Source organism: Streptomyces sp. NPDC048337 (genome assembly GCF_043201175.1).
Lineage (GTDB): Bacteria > Actinomycetota > Actinomycetes > Streptomycetales > Streptomycetaceae > Streptomyces.
In genome coordinates this window covers 45,495-61,644 of sequence record NZ_JBICYR010000011.1, presented here as the reverse complement: position 1 = coordinate 61,644, position 16,150 = coordinate 45,495, and the positions used below count along the sequence as shown (strand labels likewise).

Genomic DNA, 16,150 nt, shown 5'->3' with positions numbered 1-16,150 from the left:
ATCCACGAACCACGAGGAGCAGAGCTGTGAGCGGCAAGGGCGCACCCGAACTGAGCGTGAAGAACTGCGGAGACCTGCGCGTCGCCGTGATCGCGGCCCAGTGGCACGAGAAGGTCATGGACGGACTGGTCGACGGCGCCCTGCGGGCCCTGCACGAGCTGGGCATCGACGAGCCGACCCTGCTCCGCGTCCCCGGCAGCTTCGAGCTCCCGGTCGTGGCGAAGGTCCTGGCCGGCCGCGGTTACGATGCCATCGTCGCCCTCGGCGTGGTCATCCGCGGCGGCACCCCGCACTTCGACTACGTCTGCCAGGGCGTCACCCAGGGCCTGGTGCAGGTGTCGATCGACACCGGAGTCCCCGTCGGCTTCGGCGTCCTGACCTGCGACAACGACGAGCAGGCGCTGGACCGCGCCGGACTCGAAGGGTCGAACGAGGACAAGGGGCACGAAGCGGTCACCGCCGCCGTCTCCACCGCCATGACCCTGCGGACCGTCAGCGAACCCTGGCGGTAGTCCACGGAGTGAACCCCGGCACCAGGGGGGCCGGGTGAACCCGTACTCTAAGGGCATCATGGCGAACAAACCCACCAAGAGCTTTGAAGAGCTCTTCACCGAGCTCCAGCTCAAGGCCGCCAACGGCGACCCCAGCACCTCCCGCACCGCCGAGCTCGTGGGCAAGGGCGTCCATGCCATCGGCAAGAAGGTCGTCGAGGAGGCCGCCGAGGTCTGGATGGCCGCCGAGTACGAGGGCAAGGAAGCCGCCGCCGAGGAGATCTCCCAGCTGCTCTACCACGTCCAGGTGATGATGGTGGCGCGCGGGATCTCCCTTGACGACGTCTACTCCCACCTCTGAGCTCCGGCACGTACACCCGCCCGTCATTCACGCAAAACCCACGCATCAAAGGAAGCCCCATGCTGCGCATCGCCGTCCCCAACAAGGGTTCACTCTCCGGACCGGCGTCGGCGATGCTCCATGAGGCCGGCTACCGCCAGCGCAAGGAGTCCAAGGAGCTCGTGGTCGTCGACCCCGAGAACGAGGTGGAGTTCTTCTACCTCCGCCCCAAGGACATCGCGATCTACGTCTCCTCGGGCAAGCTCGACATCGGCATCACCGGCCGTGACCTGCTGCTCGACTCCGGCGCCTCCGCCGAGGAGATCCTGCCGCTGAACTTCGGGCGCTCCACCTTCCGCTACGCCACCAAGCCCGGCACCGCGAAGGGCCCCCAGGACTTCCAGGGCATGACGATCGCCACCTCGTACGAGGGAATCGTCGCCAAGCACCTCGCCGACCTGGGCATCGACGCCTCCGTCGTGCACCTCGACGGCGCCGTGGAGACCGCGATCCAGCTGGGCGTCGCCCAGATCATCGCGGACGTCGTCGAGACCGGCACCAGCCTGCGCAACGCCGGCCTGGAGGTCATCGGCGAGCCGATCCTGACCTCCGAGGCCGTCGTCATCCGCGGCAACGGCACCGACCCGGACGACCCGCAGGCCCAGCAGTTCCTGCGCCGCCTCCAGGGCGTCCTGGTGGCCCGCAGCTACGTGATGATGGACTACGACTGCCGCGCCGAGCACCTGGAGCGCGCGGTCGCCCTCACCCCGGGCCTGGAGTCGCCGACCGTCTCCCCGCTGCACAACGAAGGCTGGGTCGCGGTCCGCGCCATGGTCCCGGCCAAGGAGGCCCAGCGGATCATGGACGACCTGTACGAGCTCGGCGCGCGCGCGATCCTCACCACCTCGATCCACGCCTGCCGTCTCTGACCCGCCGCACGACAACTCCAGAAGGCATCCGAACCACCATGGCCGAGTCCGCCGCCCAGCCCGTACCGCCCGCCCTGCCGGTCACCTTCCGGCCGACCCGTACCCGGGCCGTCCTGCTGAGCGTCGGGCTCGCCATGTTCGCCACCATCACGGCGATCGCCTTCCTGCTGGAGAACCTCAGCCCGGGGGAGCGGATCAGCTTCGTCTTCACCGCCGTGCTGCTGACCTCCGTCCTCGTCCTCCTCAGCCGCCCCAAGGTGGTCGCGGACGAGGCGGGGGTCACCGTCGTGAACCTGACCACCACCCGCCGCCTGGAATGGGCGCAGATCCTGCGCGTCAACCTCCGCCCGGGCGACCCGTGGGTGTTCCTCGACCTCAGCGACGGCACCAGCCTGCCCGTCCTCGGCATCCAGCCCGGTGTCGCCAAGGCCCAGGCGATCGGCGACGCCCGCGCCCTGCGCGCCCTCGCCGAATCGCGCGGAACCGGCGAAAACGACCACTGACCCCGCCGAGCCTCGTCGCTGCGTACCGTTGCGGCCGCGATCTCAATGACTACCCTGGTGCGGGGCGCAGCCGTGCGCCCTCCCACTCGCCCCGGGCCCCCGGGGCCTGCGGGTCACCTGCGACTTGAGGAGTGACTCCCTCCAGCAATGGACGGATCGTCCGGTAATACCCGCGCCGCCCTCCCCACGGAGGCGGCGGCATGACCATCCCGCTACTCCTTCTCGTGGCGGCTTTCGTACTGATCCTCGCCAACGGATTCTTCGTGGCAGCCGAATTCGGGCTGGTCACCGTGGAGAAGCCCGAGGCCGAGCGCGCCGCAGCCGAGGGTGACCGCCGTGCCCGCACGGTCGTCAAGGCCCTGCGGGAGCTGTCCTTCCAGCTCTCCGGCACCCAGCTCGGCATCACCATCACCTCCCTCGTCGTCGGCATGCTCGCCGAGCCCGCCCTCGCCGCACTGCTGGCCGGGCCGCTCGCCGCGACCGGCCTCCCCGAGGGAGCCGCCTCCGGTGTCTCCGTCGTCATCGGCATGCTGCTCGCCTCCGCCGTCCAGATGGTCGTCGGCGAGCTCGTCCCGAAGAACTGGGCGGTCTCCCGGCCCCTCCAGGTGGCCCGCTTCGTCGCCGGCCCCCAACAGGCCTTCTCCCGCGCCTTCCGGCCGGTCATCGCCGGCCTCAACGCCGTCGCCAACCGGCTCGTACGGGCCCTGGGCGTCGAGCCGACCGAGGAGATGGCCTCCGCCCGCACCCCCGGCGAACTGGTCTCCCTGGTCCGCCATTCGGCCCAGGCCGGCGCCCTCGAACAGGACACCGCCGACCTCTTCGTACGGACCCTCTCGCTGGGCGAGCTCACCGCCCAGCACGTCATGACCCCCCGCGTGAAGGTCAGCGCCCTCATGCACACGGCCACCGCGGCCGACGTGCTCAACCTGACCCGCGCCACCGGCCTGTCCCGCTTCCCGGTCTACCGCGACCGCATCGACGAGATCACCGGAATGGTCCACCTCAAGGACGCCCTCGCCGTGCCCGAGTCCGAACGCGCCCGCACCGTCGTCGCGCGGATCTGCGTCGCCCCGCTGCTGGTGCCCGGCTCCCTGCCCGTGCAGCCGCTGCTGGAGCGGCTGCGCAGCGAACAGCCCATGGCCGTCGTCGTCGACGAGTACGGCGGTACGGCCGGGGTGGTCACCCTGGAGGACATCGTCGAGGAACTCGTCGGCGAGGTCCGCGACGAGCACGACCTCATGGAGGACGACAGCCCCGAGCTGGCCGCCGTGCCCGCCGAGGACGGCCGCCCCTCCTGGGAGGCCGACGGCAGCTGCCGGGTGCAGACCCTGCGCCGGATAGGCCTCGAGGTGCCCGAAGGGCCGTACGAGACCGTCGCCGGTCTCGTCGCCGACCTCCTCGGCCGGATCCCCGCCCCCGGGGACCGCGCGGAGCTCCCCGGCTGGAAGCTGTCCGTCCGCCAGGTCGGCCGCAACCGTGCCGAGCGGGTGCGGCTGGTCCGGCTGACGTCGGTGCCCGCGGCCGGTGCGTACGGGTCCGCTCCCGAGGCCGTACGCGCGGGGGCCGGAGCGCAGCCGGCGGCCGCCGGGGCCCGGATGGGCCCCGGCCGCACCGGCGATCCGGCCCCGCAGCCGGCCGAGCTGGAGGGCGCGTCCCGATGAACGCGCTCCAACTCCTCTTCGCCGTGCTGCTGGTCCTCGCCAACGGCTTCTTCGTCGGAGCCGAGTTCGCCCTCGTCTCCGTACGGCGCAGCCAGGTCGAGCCCCTCGCGGCCGACTCCAAGCGGGCCCGCCAGGTGCTCCACGGCCTGGAGAACCTGCCCCGCATGATGGCCGCCGCCCAGTTCGGCATCACCATGTGCTCGCTCACCCTCGGCGCGGTCGCCGAGCCCACCGTGGCCCGGCTGCTGGAGCCCGTCTTCCACGCCGTCCACGTACCGCAGGGCCTGATCCACCCCCTGGGCTACGTGGTCGCCCTGTCCGCGGTGGTCTTCCTCCACCTGGTCATCGGCGAGATGGTCCCCAAGAACCTCGCCATGGCCGCCCCCGAGAAGACCGCCCTGTGGTTCAGCCCCGGCCTGGTCGCCTTCGCCCGTGTCTGCGGTCCGGTGACCACCGCCCTGGGCGCATGCGCCGCGCTCGTCCTGCGGCTCTTCAAGGTCGAGCCCAAGGACGAGGTCGAGGCCGTCTACACCAGCGCCCAGCTCGGCCGGCTCGTCGAGGACTCCCGGCAGGCCGGGCTCCTGGAGCCGGGCGAGCAGGAGCGGCTGGAGGACGCCCTGGAGCTGGGCAGCCGCCCGGTCACCGACGTCCTCCTGGCGAGGGACCGCATCGTCACGGTCGGCCCCTCCGCCACCCCGCGCCAGATCGAACAGCTCACGGTGCGCACCGGCTACTCCCGCTTCCCCGTCCGGTCCGACAGCGGCGCCTTCATGGGCTACCTGCACGTCAAGGACGTCCTGGACCTGGAGGAACGGGAACGGGCCGTGCCGCAGCGGGTCTGGCGCCGGATGACGACCCTGTCCGCGACCCTCCCGCTGGACGACGCCCTCAGCGTCATGCGGCGGGACGCCACCCACTTGGCGCAGGTCGCCGATGCGGGCGGGCGGGTGCTGGGGCTCGTCGCCCTGGAGGACGTCCTGGAGATGCTGGTGGGAGAGGTCCGCGACCCGTCGCACCGGTCGTACGTGCGGGGGGCGTAGCCGCTGCGCGGAGCGGTCCCCTACCCGCCCTTCCACCGTTCCCCGGGCGCTGCCCGGACCCGCGCCTCAAACGCCGGCGAGGCGGAAATGCCGCGCAGCGGCATTTTCAGCCCGCCCGGCGTTTGAGGGCCGGGGTTTGGGGCGGAGCCCCGGCTTCGGGAAGGGGCGGGGTGGGGGACAGCTCCGCGCAGCGGCACCCGCGGCCCGGCCCCGGCTACAGGGGCGGCGGCTCGGGGCGTTCCTGGGGGCCGCGGCCCGACAGGACCTCCCCGTAGGCCTGCATCAGGTCCGCCAGCCGGAGCGTGGCCAGGTCGTCCCGCGACGGATCCCCGGCGAAGCCGGCGAGCCGCAGATCCCGGTACGCGCAGCTCTTCTCGTACAGGGTCCGCAGGAACCGCCCGTTCCCCAGCTCGTCGATCCACCCCTGCTCCACCACGTGCCCGCTGATGCTCCGCAGCTCCTCCAGCGCCTCCTCGTCCCACCGGTCCCCGTTCGCATCCGCCAGGACCCCGCCGATCGCGGTCAGTTCCAGCGGCCGGTAGCTGGGGAAGTCCACCCGTGTGGTGAACCGCGAGGACAGCCCCGGATTGGCCGCCAGCAGCCGGTCCATCCCGGCCGGGTACCCCGCCAGGATCACCACCAGGTGGTCCCGGTTGTCCTCGGCCCGCTTCAGGAGCACCTGCAGCGCCTCGTCCCCGTACGCGTCACCCTTGCTGTAGCCCGAGTTCGACAGCGAGTACGCCTCGTCCACGAACAGCACCCCGCCGATCGCCGAATCGATCAGCTCGTTCGCCTTCACGGCGGTCTGGCCGAGGAACTCTCCCACCAGATCCGCCCGCTGGGCCTCCACCAGGTGGTCCCCGCCCAGCAGCCCCAGCGCGTAGAAGACCCGCCCCAGGATCCGCGCCACCGTCGTCTTGCCCGTCCCCGACGGCCCCGAGAAGACGAAGTGGCGTTTCGGCGGCTGCACCGGCAGTCCCTGACCCGCTCTCAGCCGCGCCATGTGCAGCTGCGCGGACAGCGCCTTCACCTGCCGTTTGACGGGCTCCAGGCCCACCATCCGCTCCAGCTCCGCCAGCGCCTCGGCGAGCGCCTCGGGATCGGCCGGCCCGGCCGGCAGCCCCTCGGGCGCGCCCTGCGGCGGGACGGCCACCTTGCGCCGTACGCCCTCCATCCGGCCCGACGGAGGCGGCGCCGCGGTCAGCGGGTCGGACTCCGCCTGGCCGTCCGCCGCGATGTCCTGGACGGGCCCGCCGCCGAGCGTCAGCGCCGCGAAGTTCCCGCCGACCGGGGACGGGCCGTGCCCGGCGTACGTGCCGTACCCGGAGTACCCCGCCATGTTCGCCAGGTCGGCCATGCCGTCGGTGTCGTCGCCGTCCTCGATCGCCGTCAGCCGCGCCGCGGTGTCCATGAAGGAGGGATCCACCCGGTGCACCGCCCGGTACAGGGGCAGCGCCGCCGCGCTGCGTCCGGTGCCCTCGTGCGCCCGCGCCAGCCAGTACCGCAGCTCCTTGCGCTGCGGCTGCTCGCTGCGGCAGCGCATCAGCGCCGCCGACAGCAGCGGCTCCGCCTGCCCGTACATCTCCAGCCGGACCCGGGCCATCCCGCCGAACAGGCCCGCCTCGATGCCCAGCAGCGGATCGTCCACGAGCGGCTCGGTGTGTCGGACCAACTGCTCCCAGTCCTTGACCAGGTAGGCCCGGCAGGCGTGCAGGAACCGGACCTGTGGATCGGTGTCCACCGGCGGCAGCGCGGCCAGCGCCTGGTCCAGCTCGGGCACGTGGCGGCCGTCCAGCCAGTGCGAGGCGTGGGCCAGCAGCAGGTCCCGCCGGCTCTCCAGGACCGGCTGCACCCACCAGCCCAGCCAGTACCAGGAGTTCAGCGTCCGCCGGTGCCGGGTGCGCTGCTCGCCGAAGCGCTCCCGGTGCGCGTACATGCGCAATAAGGCGTTGGTGGTGTCGACCCGTAGCGCGTGCAGGCCCAGCCATGCGTCGGCCATCGCGGGATCGAGTCGTACGGCCGCCCGGAACTCCTCCTCGGCCTGCGGATACGCGCCCATGGTGCAGGCGTCGACTCCGCGGAGCCAGGCGAGCTCGGCCGGGGCGTGTGCGCTGCCCGGCGTGCCGAAATCCATCACGTCCCCCACAAGCCTGCCCCCGTGGTGCGCGGCAACCCCCGCTTCGAGCATGCGAGTTGCCTACGGCGCCGATGAAATCAGGGCTGCATCGTACCTGCGGTTTCGCACCTTACGTAGGGTGCCGCGGCCGTGGTTCGGGTGTGCGCCCCGGGCGCACGCGGTGACGCAGGGTGAAGGAGCGGAGGGGATTCGCCTCGTGTGACACGGGTGCGGGGCGGGTCCGCGGGCAGAACGAAGCCCCCGATCACGGGGGAACAATCGGGGGCTTCGTGTCCGCGGCAGCCGGTAAAGGCCGCGCATTGAGAACGTAAGGCCGTCGCGGGCCCCAGGTCAAGCAGGTCGGTGGAGGCCCGGCGGAGCCGATCTCCACAGCCGCTCAGGCCCGGGGGAGTTCGTCACCTTCGGTGACGGAAGCGGGCGTTCCCGAGGCTGCATCCGCCCCGGAAGACCACTCGTATCCCGTACCGCTCTGGCGCACCAGAGTGTCGGCGAAGGGGCGCGAAGGGTCGTCCGAGAAGTGCGCGAGCTCCGCGCGCTCCCATCCGTCCCAGAAGTCGGAAAGTTCACGCCCGTCCCGGTCGCGCCCGCGCCCCCAGGACTGCGCGCGCGGCGTCTCCATCCACAGCAGCCGCGCCAGGTGCGGGCGCAGCGCCCGCCGGCCGGCCCCGACCCCCTCGACGAGGAGCACCGGCGCCGGCTCCAGGACCCGTACCGCTCCGAAGCGGCGCTCCACCCAGTCGTACGGGGCCCAGTGCGCGGCCCGTCCCGCGGCCAGCGGCTCCAGCACCTGTGCGCGCAGCCGTCGCTCCCAGTCGAAGAGTTCCCCGTGGGTGGCCACGTCGTCCAGGTGCAGCACCGGCGCGCCTCCCAGCGCCTGCGCGAGCCGCCCGGCGAAGGTGCTCTTCCCGGATCCGGCGTGCCCGTCGATCCCGATCAGCCGCACCGGCCCGAGCGAGGGCGGCAGCGCGACGAGCTCCCGCGCGAGTGACTCAAGTGACTGCTGTGGCTCCACCCGACCAGGGTAGACAGGCCCGACACGACCGGCGGCTTCGGTCCGTGGCCGCCGGGAACTGGAAGGGTGAGGCCGGCAAGCACCGGCACCGACCCACCCCAGGGGGAGCACGCGATGACCGCACCCACACCGCGCAGGGCCGTACTCGTCGCCGCACTCGCGGCCGCCACCGCGGCGACCGCAGCCACCGTCTCCGGCGGCAGCGCCTCCGCGGCCGTCCCGCCCGTCCCCCGCGGCACCGGCCGGACCGTCGACAACCGCTTCTGGTCCTCCCGCGACCACTGGCGGGCCGGCACCCACCGGGGCACCACGGCCGTCGGCGGCGCCCGCCCGGGCCTGGAGATCAAGGCGGCGGCCGGCCGCACCGAGTACGCCGACCCGCACACCGGGAAGAAGAGCACCTGGGAGTACGCCACCTGGACCTCCCCGGTGCACCGCTCCACCGTGCCCGCCACCGAGGCCATCGCCTCCTGGAACGCCCGCACCCCCGCCGGCACCTGGATCCAGATCGAACTGCGCGGCACCTACACCGACCGCACGGCCACCCCCTGGTACGTCATGGGCCGCTGGGCCTCCGGCGACGGCGACATCCGCCGCACCTCCGTGGACGGCCAGACCGACGGCCGGTCCACCGTCTGGACCGACACCCTGGCCGTCGACGCCCCCGCGACGGGCCTGCGCCTCGCCGCCTGGCAGCTGCGCCTGACCCTCCACCGCAAGCCCGGCGCCGGCCGCGGCCCCACCGTCTGGCTGGCCGGAGCCATGGCCTCCGACGTCCCGGACCGGTTCACGGTGCCCGCCTCCGTCCCCACCGGCCAGGGCCACGAGCTGAAGGTCCCGCGCTACTCGCAGGAGGTCCACGCCGGCCGCTATCCCGAGTACGACAACGGGGGCGAGGCCTGGTGCAGCCCCACCTCCTCCCAGATGATCATCGAGTTCTGGGGTCGCCGGGCCAGCGCCACCGCCCTGACCTGGGTCAACCCGAGGTACTCCGACCCCCAGGTGTGCCACGCCGCCCGCTCCACCTACGACGCCGCCTACAAGGGCTGCGGCAACTGGCCCTTCAACGCCGCCTACGCCGCCACCTACTCCTCGCTCGCCGGAGTCGTCACCAGGCTCGCCTCCCTCACCGACCTGGAGCACCTGGTCCGGGCCGGCATCCCGGCCATCACCTCGCAGTCCTTCCGCCGGGAGGAGCTCACCGGCGCGGGTTACGGCACCGCCGGCCACTTGATGACCGTCATCGGCTTCACGGCCGCCGGGGACGTCATCGCCAACGACCCCCACTCGCCCGACAACCCCTCCGTCCGCCGGGTCTACCGGCGGCGCGAGTTCGAGAACATCTGGCTGCGCACCAAGCGCCACAACGCCGCCGGCAAGGTCGTCTCGGGCAGCGGAGGCGTCTGCTACCTCTACGCCCCCGCGGCCCCGGGCGCGGCGCAGATCGCGGCGCTGGAGGCGGTCGGCGTGCTCTGAGAAAGCTCCGCTGGTCCGGACGGCTTAACGGGCGGAATATGGGCATAAAGGGCATATAAGGCTTCTCATAGGAGGCAGCCCACCATGACCACTCATCCCAGCAGCATCGAGCATCACCCGGACCTTGCCGAGATGCGCACTCGGTTCGAGCGGGTGACCAGCACCCCTGCCGCGCAAGCCGTTGAAGCACTGGCCCTGGTCACGGGCCTGTACCTGGCGGCTTCGCCCTGGATCGCCGGGTTCAGCGCCCTGACCCCGCTGGCCATCAACAACCTGATCGCCGGCCTGGCGTTCTGTCTGTGCATGGGCGGTCTCGGTTCCGCCTACGAGCGCACCCATGCGATGGCCTGGACGGCGGTCGCCCTCGGCGCGTGGACGATCATCGCCCCGTGGGCTATCGCCGGAGAGATGGACACGACCCGCACGGTGGTCAGCAACGTGATCACCGGAGCGGTCGCCCTGTGCCTCGGCCTCGCCATGGCGGCCATGGCCGGCCGCAACCGCGAGTCCAGAGCCTGACGACGACGCCCAGCGCCCGCCGGGCCCCGACCGCCCCCGAAACATGGGTGCGGCCGGGGCCCGGCGGTGTGACGCGTGCCACCAATGACCATCGTCTCTACCGCGAAAGCCGTGAACGCTGTCACATTGGACGGCATGACAGCCAACAGCGCCGCCCCGACCACCCGCCCCGGGAGCCTCGTCCGCACCGGGGGCCCCAAGGACGACTCCTCCTGGCTGGAGCACGTCCTCGGCTGGACCCTCGTGGTCGTCGTCGCCATGTTCGTCACCCAGGTCGGCTGGTTCTAGGGTCCTCCTCCGGCTCCACCCGCCAGTGCCGTTCCGGGATCCCCACCAGCCCGTACAGCCTGCGTACGGGTGAACGCGCGGGCAGCAGCACCAGCCCGGCCACCCCCGCGAACAGGGCCGCGCCCGGCCACCACCCCAGCAGCCGTACGAGGACGCTCGCCCCCACCGCCCCGGCCGCCGGCAGCCCGTACACCCCCGCCCCCGCGATCACCACCGCGAGGACCCGGGGCACCTTGAGGTCCGCCGCCGCCCCCGGCAGCCGCCACCCCTCCACCAGCCAGCCGATCTCGGCCAGCAGCATCGTGCCGATCACGGCCGTGCCGAAGACCAGCAGGGCCAGGAAGGTCCCCGAGGTCGCGAAGGCCAGGCAGTGGTTGACCACGCTGTCCGCGGACCAGCCGGCGTAGGCCCGCGGATCAGCGCTCAGCAGCCGCCGGTAGCCGCTGCCGTCCCACCCGTGGATCAGGGTGAAGAACAGCAGGAAATACCCGGCGACCGCCTGCAGATACCCCCAGTACCCGGCTCCCACCAGCACGAACAGCCGCGCCGCCAGAAAGCCGAGCAGCGCCCCCACCACCACCGAGCCGGTGTGGAAGAGCGCGAAGCCCGCCCACACACCGGCGTGGTCCCGCGCCACGTGCATGGTGGCCCACGCGGGGTTGTGCCACAGCAGGTACATCCCGGTCGGGGCGAGCAGCAGGGCCGCGTACAGGACGGTCAGCGCCAGGTACGGATTGGCCGCGCGGCTCCTCGTACGGACTCCGTCGCCCCGGACCGAGCGCTCCCACCACTGGAGCTGCCGCCCGGCCGCCACCGCGAAGGTGGCGCCGATCCCGTAGGCCCACAGCGGCGCCGCCTGTACGGGGATCACGAGGCCTCCAGCCGCAGGCCGTCGGTGACGATCACATCGGAGGTGACCAGCGCCTGCTCGGCGCGGACCTGGGTCATGAAGACGAACGGCGGGATCACCGGGGGAGCGGGCAGCCCCTCCGGGCTGAAGGTGACGCACAGCAGCCCCTCGATACAGCCGCTGAACTTCGTGAGGTACAAGGTGACATCGCCCCGCAGGTCGAGGGAGGTGGCGGCCAGCCCGTACTCGTCGGCGCCGTCGCGCGTGCGCAGCCGGTAGTCGCGCAGCGAGGCCGCGCGCATCTTCAGCACCAGCACCTTGAGCGGCCCGTCCGCCGTCGGTAGGTGCGTCACGCCGGCGAACGCGAAGCCCTGCGGCGCGAAGAGCGAGGTCGTGACGGTCGGGGGAGTCCGTGCGGCCGTCGGCGGCCCCGCCGCGGGCGCGGCCTTCGCCTCCGGGGCACCCGCCGCCAGCGCCGCCAGCAGCACCACCGGCAGCGCGGCTGCCAGCGTGCGCGGGCCGCTGCCGTCCAGGCGGGGCACTCCCCCAGACTTCGTCCGGGGGGACCCCCAGGGGCCCTCCTCGCCCGCCTCCTCGTCGGGCAGCGGGGTCCAGCCGAAGGCCAGCGCGCTTCCCGCGATGCCGAGCAGCATCCCGACCAGGAAGCCGCCCAGGTTGGTCGCCATGAAGGAGAGCACCGACAGCAGCAGGGCGTGCAGCGAGACGTACGCCCGGGCCTGCGGCAGGAACCACAGGAACATCCCCGCCAGGATCAGGGCGACCCCGATTCCGATGGCCGCGATCCCGCCCAGACCCAGGCTGACCAGCACCGTCAGCGGCGACAGCGGGACCAGCAGCAGCTCGGTCCCGCCCAGCACCAGCAGCAGACCGCCCCAGAAAGGCCGGGCCCGGCGCCAGGCGCGCAGCCGCCGCCGGTGTTCCGGGAGCGGGAGCCGTCGCTCCAGCCACCCCCGCCGGATGCCTAGAAGCACTTCTCGCCGTCCAGGCTGACGTTGAGCTTCATGCCCTTGAGCCTGAAGTTGCCGCCGGTCGCGGACCAGGCGTGGGACTTCACGCCCACCACCTCGATGTCCCCGGCCTGCAGGCCGAACTTCCCCGGCTCGCCCTTGACCCCGCCGACCTGGTCCAGGGTCGAGGCGTCCCGGCCGATCTGCGCCGTGCCGAAGGTGGCGTCGCCGTCGAGGTCCTCGCCGTCGATCACCAGATTGCTGGCCGTGACCTGCCCGGCCGGGCCGCCGGCCGTCAGCTTGAAGACCACCGTGCCGAGCGGGGTGCCCACCTCGGCGGCCTGGCAGATGTCGGAGAGGGTGGCCTCGCCGATGCCGAGCAGCGCGACGGGATGCCCCTTGCCGTCGACGGAGCGGTCCGTCTGCACGTAGGAGGCCAGTCCCTTGCTGGTCAGCTTGGAGGAGGAGACTTGGAAACTGGTCCCCGAGACGGCGAAGGAGGCGGCGAGCGCGCCCTGTGCCATGACCATGGCCATCGCCCCGACCGCGACGACCGCGGGCATCGCGACGACGGCCGTCTTCTTCCAGTTGACCCGGCCCTCGGGGGGCCGTCTCGTGCCCTTGCGCGTGCTGTCGGTGCTCATGGTCATCCTCCCGTACGTCGTCCGGTGCGCAGGGGAAGTGCTGCCATACTTCAGGCATCTTGTGGCAGTTCGAGGCTAGGGCTGAATTTGAATAATAGTCAACAGCGCGGTACGACCGAGCGTTCGCAGGTCCGCAGGGCCGAACTCATAGCGACCGGACGCAAGTTGTTCGCAGACACCTCGTACGACGCCCTCTCCATGGACGACATCGCCAAGCACGCGGGCGTCGCCAAGGGGCTGATCTACTACTACTTCAAGAGCAAGCGCGGCTACTACCTCGCCATCGTCGAGGACTCCGTCTCCGAGCTCGTCGCCCGCGCCGGCGGGGAGGCCGACCTCCCCAACGCCGAACGGGTCCGGCGCACCATCGACGGCTACCTCCAGTACGCCGAGCACCACCACGCCGCCTACCGCACCATCGTCACCGGCGGCGTCGGCTCCGACGCCGAGGTGCTCGCCATCCGCGACGCCGTCCGCGAGGAACTGGTCGCCACCATCGCCGAAGGCGCGTACGGCAGGCGCACCCTCCCGCCCGTCGCCCGGCTCGCGCTGGTCGGCTGGCTCTCCTCGGTCGAGGGCATCACCCTGGAGTGGATCGGCGGCCTCGCCGCGGACCCCGCGGGCCGGCCCGAGCGCGCCGAGCTGGGCGCCCTGCTCGTACGGCAGCTGCGCGCGACGCTCACGGTCATCGAGGAGTTCGTCCCGGAGTGCCCCGCTCCGCCCGCCCCCGAGGAGACGGCCGACCGGAATGCCGACCGGAAAGACGATCTTGCCCCGGTGACGGGAAGCCCCTGATCGTGCATACTCGACCCGCCGCAGCCGCTGAACTGCCCCTTCCGTGATCCGGAAGGGCAACATCGGCTGTAAGAGCACCGAGACCCGGTGGCGCGTACCACACCTCACGCGTCGCCGCCGTGCCCGACGAGGGAGGAGAGCGCCGCCATGACAGACCGCGCCCCGCAGCCGGTGGACCGACAGCTGCCCACCGAGGAGTCCCGGGACCTCCTCGCGCTCGTACGAGAGATCGCGCAGCGGGAGATCCGCCCCAAGGCCGCCGAGGAGGAGGACTCCGGGCGGTTCCCGCGAGAGGTCTTCACCCTGCTCTCCGAGGCGGGCCTGCTCGGCCTCCCGTACGCCGGCGAGTTCGGCGGCGGCGAGCAGCCGTACGAGGTCTACCTCCAGGTCCTGGAGGAGCTGGCCGCGGCGCGCCTGACCGTCGGGCTCGGCGTCAGCGTGCACTCCCTGGCCTGCCACGGCCTCGCCGGCTACGGCACCAAGGAGCAGCAGGGCGCCCACCTGCCCGCCATGCTCGGCGGCGGCCTGCTCGGCGCCTACTGCCTCTCCGAACCGGCCGCGGGCTCCGACGCCGCCTCGCTCACCACCAAGGCGGTGCGCGACGATGGGGGTACCTCCCGCTCGAGCGGAGCCGAGAGTGGGGGAGACTGGATCATCACCGGCACCAAGGCCTGGATCACCCACGGCGGGGTCGCCGACTTCTACACCGTCCTCGCCCGCACCGGCGTCGAGGGGGCCAAGGGCATCACGGCCTTCCTGGTGCCGGGTGACGCGGAGGGCCTGACGGCCGCCGTCCCCGAGAAGAAGATGGGCATGAAGGGCTCGCCCACCGCCCAGCTGCACTTCGACGGCGTACGGGTCCCGGACGCGCGCCGCATCGGCGAGGAGGGGCAGGGCTTCACCATCGCCCTGGCCGCACTGGACGCGGGGCGCCTCGGCATCGCGGCCTGCGCCATAGGGGTCGCCCAGGCGGCCCTCGACGAGGCCCTCACCTACGCCCTGGACCGCAAGCAGTTCGGACACCCGATCGCCGACTTCCAGGGACTGCGCTTCATGCTGGCCGACATGGCCACCAAGATCGAGGCGGGCCGGGCGCTCTACCTCGCGGCGGCGCGGCTGCGGGACGCGGGCAAGCCCTTCTCCCGGCAGGCGGCGATGGCCAAGCTGTTCTGCACCGACGCGGCGATGGCGGTGACGACGGACGCCGTGCAGGTCCTGGGAGGCTACGGCTACACGGCGGACTTCCCGGTCGAGCGGCTGATGCGGGAGGCGAAGGTGCTCCAGATCGTCGAAGGCACCAACCAGATCCAGCGGATGGTCATCGCCCGTCACCTGGCGGGTCCGGAGACGCGGTAGACGCACCTCGGGGTACGCCCGGCCCTGGCGGACGCGGAACTGAACGAACTGTTCGCCGAGGCCTGGCCGGGACACGTACCCGTCTCCTTCGCGCCCGTCCTGGAGCGCAGCCTGGCCTGGGTCACAGCCCGCCGGGACGGCCGCCTGGTGGGCTACGTCAACGTGGCTCCCCAGCTACCGCTGGGAGGTGCCCCCAGGGACGGTGGTGCGCACGCCTTCGTCCTCGACACCACCGTTCACCCGGACGAACGGCGGCGCGGGCCGGGCGTACGGCTGGTGCGGGCGGCGGCCGACGCGGCACGGGAGCGCGGAGCGAGCCGGCTGCACGTGGACTACGAGCCGCACCTCGAGGCCTTCTACGCGGAGTGCGGCTTCCGCGGGACGGCGGCGGGACTGCCGGCGCTCTGAGGCTCGGCTCCGACAGGGCTCGGCTCCGAGGGCTCAGCTCCCGAAGAGCGGCCCGTTCGGCCAGATGGGGGAGGAGGTGATCCGGGACCACTCCGGGTCGCGCCGCCCCGGCACGGTCCGGCCGTCCTCGGCCCAGCGGGCGATCATGGCGCTGTAGATGGGCGGGTCGGGATGTCGCGGCCAACCGCCCCGCTGAACCGATTCTTCGTAACCGGGCGCCATCTGCCGCCGACGGCGTCCCGCCCGTGGCGTGGAACTCTCAACCGTGGTCATGCCGGGGCAACGCGACACCGCACCCACGGGTAACCGCCTCCCCACCCCGGGGATCCGTTCGAGGGGTACCCGGGGGCGGGGTGTCGGCCAGGGGGGCGAGAGGCGGGGCGGGGGCTTCGGCCCCCGATGGCGCCGAAGCTCCCGACTCGGGTCCCGGTCCCGCCCGACAGGTGTCCGTCCCCGAAGTCTCCGCTCCGCGGGTCAGCTCGCTTGGGTGGGATGCGGCCGCCCCCGCCCCCCCCGGCACGCGCCGCCTGGGCGGCCGCCCCCGCACCGCCCGGGAGGTGGGTCCCCGCTGTCTCCCGGCGCGTCATGCCGGGCTGTCAGGTCGTGCCAGAACCCTGGCCCCGGGGGCGGTTTCTGACGTACCGTCATATCCGCCTGGGCCGTCCGGCTCAGCCCGTCGGCCCGCGAGCCCGCACGCCCGCGCTCGCGCGTGCCCGCGCCCGCGCCCCCGTGC

The 16,150-nt window shown here is 72.6% G+C and carries 17 protein-coding genes; 12 read left to right on the top strand and 5 right to left on the bottom strand.

Annotated elements, in window-relative coordinates; all coding sequences use genetic code 11:
• Positions 1-26 precede the first annotated feature (26 nt).
• The 6 genes from ribH to ACGFYU_RS19430 all read left to right on the top strand — a co-directional run bounded on the left by ribH (position 27) and on the right by ACGFYU_RS19430 (position 4,964).
• Entirely contained in the window at positions 27-512 is a 486-nt protein-coding gene (ribH, locus tag ACGFYU_RS19455) for a 6,7-dimethyl-8-ribityllumazine synthase (RefSeq protein ID WP_007262951.1), read from the top strand.
• 58 nt (positions 513-570) lie between these two features.
• Positions 571-852: a phosphoribosyl-ATP diphosphatase gene (locus tag ACGFYU_RS19450; protein WP_393828523.1), complete on the top strand. Its 282-nt coding sequence runs from the start codon at positions 571-573 to the stop codon at positions 850-852.
• A gap of 59 nt (positions 853-911) precedes the next feature.
• Positions 912-1,760, top strand: a complete 849-nt coding sequence (gene hisG, locus ACGFYU_RS19445) for an ATP phosphoribosyltransferase (protein ID WP_393828522.1) — start codon at positions 912-914, stop codon at positions 1,758-1,760.
• 38 nt (positions 1,761-1,798) lie between these two features.
• Positions 1,799-2,263, top strand: a complete 465-nt coding sequence (locus ACGFYU_RS19440) for a PH domain-containing protein (protein ID WP_393828521.1) — start codon at positions 1,799-1,801, stop codon at positions 2,261-2,263.
• 200 nt (positions 2,264-2,463) lie between these two features.
• Complete coding sequence (locus ACGFYU_RS19435) at positions 2,464-3,924, top strand: hemolysin family protein (RefSeq protein WP_393828520.1); 1,461 nt, start codon at positions 2,464-2,466, stop codon at positions 3,922-3,924.
• Positions 3,921-4,964, top strand: a complete 1,044-nt coding sequence (locus ACGFYU_RS19430) for a hemolysin family protein (protein WP_393828519.1) — start codon at positions 3,921-3,923, stop codon at positions 4,962-4,964. Before ACGFYU_RS19435 ends, ACGFYU_RS19430 begins: the two co-directional genes overlap by 4 nt.
• Positions 4,965-5,178: 214 nt before the next feature.
• On the opposite strand, the gene ACGFYU_RS19425 is transcribed toward ACGFYU_RS19430, so the two are convergent.
• On the bottom strand, positions 5,179-7,098 hold the full coding sequence (locus tag ACGFYU_RS19425; RefSeq protein WP_393828518.1) for an AAA family ATPase: 1,920 nt from the start codon (positions 7,096-7,098) through the stop codon (positions 5,179-5,181).
• Positions 7,099-7,477: 379 nt separating this feature from the next.
• Complete coding sequence (locus ACGFYU_RS19420; RefSeq protein ID WP_393828517.1) at positions 7,478-8,113, bottom strand: uridine kinase; 636 nt, start codon at positions 8,111-8,113, stop codon at positions 7,478-7,480.
• Positions 8,114-8,227: 114 nt separating this feature from the next.
• On the opposite strand from ACGFYU_RS19420, the gene ACGFYU_RS19415 reads away from it, so the two are divergent.
• From ACGFYU_RS19415 to ACGFYU_RS19405, 3 genes are all read left to right on the top strand, one after another.
• Positions 8,228-9,589, top strand: a complete 1,362-nt coding sequence (locus ACGFYU_RS19415; RefSeq protein ID WP_393828516.1) for a peptidase C39 family protein — start codon at positions 8,228-8,230, stop codon at positions 9,587-9,589.
• A gap of 84 nt (positions 9,590-9,673) precedes the next feature.
• Complete coding sequence (locus tag ACGFYU_RS19410; protein ID WP_393828515.1) at positions 9,674-10,108, top strand: SPW repeat protein; 435 nt, start codon at positions 9,674-9,676, stop codon at positions 10,106-10,108.
• Positions 10,109-10,243: 135 nt separating this feature from the next.
• Entirely contained in the window at positions 10,244-10,396 is a 153-nt protein-coding gene (locus ACGFYU_RS19405; protein ID WP_393828514.1) for an SCO1431 family membrane protein, read from the top strand.
• Here the strand turns inward: ACGFYU_RS19405 and ACGFYU_RS19400 are convergent.
• The 3 genes from ACGFYU_RS19400 to ACGFYU_RS19390 are packed head-to-tail and all read right to left on the bottom strand — an operon-like array spanning position 10,374 to position 12,777.
• On the bottom strand, positions 10,374-11,267 hold the full coding sequence (locus ACGFYU_RS19400; protein WP_393828513.1) for a hypothetical protein: 894 nt from the start codon (positions 11,265-11,267) through the stop codon (positions 10,374-10,376). The genes ACGFYU_RS19405 and ACGFYU_RS19400 overlap by 23 nt on opposite strands.
• The gene (locus ACGFYU_RS19395) at positions 11,264-12,238 is read right to left on the bottom strand and encodes a DUF6114 domain-containing protein (protein WP_393828512.1); all 975 of its coding nucleotides are present in this window, start codon (positions 12,236-12,238) and stop codon (positions 11,264-11,266) included. Before ACGFYU_RS19395 ends, ACGFYU_RS19400 begins: the two co-directional genes overlap by 4 nt.
• Positions 12,229-12,777, bottom strand: coding sequence for a DUF6230 family protein (locus tag ACGFYU_RS19390; protein ID WP_393828676.1), 549 nt, complete (start codon positions 12,775-12,777; stop codon positions 12,229-12,231). The genes ACGFYU_RS19395 and ACGFYU_RS19390 overlap by 10 nt, the downstream gene beginning before the upstream one ends.
• A gap of 168 nt (positions 12,778-12,945) precedes the next feature.
• On the opposite strand from ACGFYU_RS19390, the gene ACGFYU_RS19385 reads away from it, so the two are divergent.
• The 3 genes from ACGFYU_RS19385 (at position 12,946) to ACGFYU_RS19375 (ending at position 15,417) form a co-directional block, all read left to right on the top strand.
• Positions 12,946-13,653, top strand: coding sequence for a TetR/AcrR family transcriptional regulator (locus tag ACGFYU_RS19385; protein ID WP_393828511.1), 708 nt, complete (start codon positions 12,946-12,948; stop codon positions 13,651-13,653).
• A gap of 147 nt (positions 13,654-13,800) precedes the next feature.
• Positions 13,801-15,009: an acyl-CoA dehydrogenase family protein gene (locus ACGFYU_RS19380; RefSeq protein ID WP_393828510.1), complete on the top strand. Its 1,209-nt coding sequence runs from the start codon at positions 13,801-13,803 to the stop codon at positions 15,007-15,009.
• A 24-nt stretch (positions 15,010-15,033) separates the two neighbouring features.
• Entirely contained in the window at positions 15,034-15,417 is a 384-nt protein-coding gene (locus ACGFYU_RS19375; RefSeq protein ID WP_393828675.1) for a GNAT family N-acetyltransferase, read from the top strand.
• The last annotated feature ends 733 nt before the right edge of the window (positions 15,418-16,150 follow it).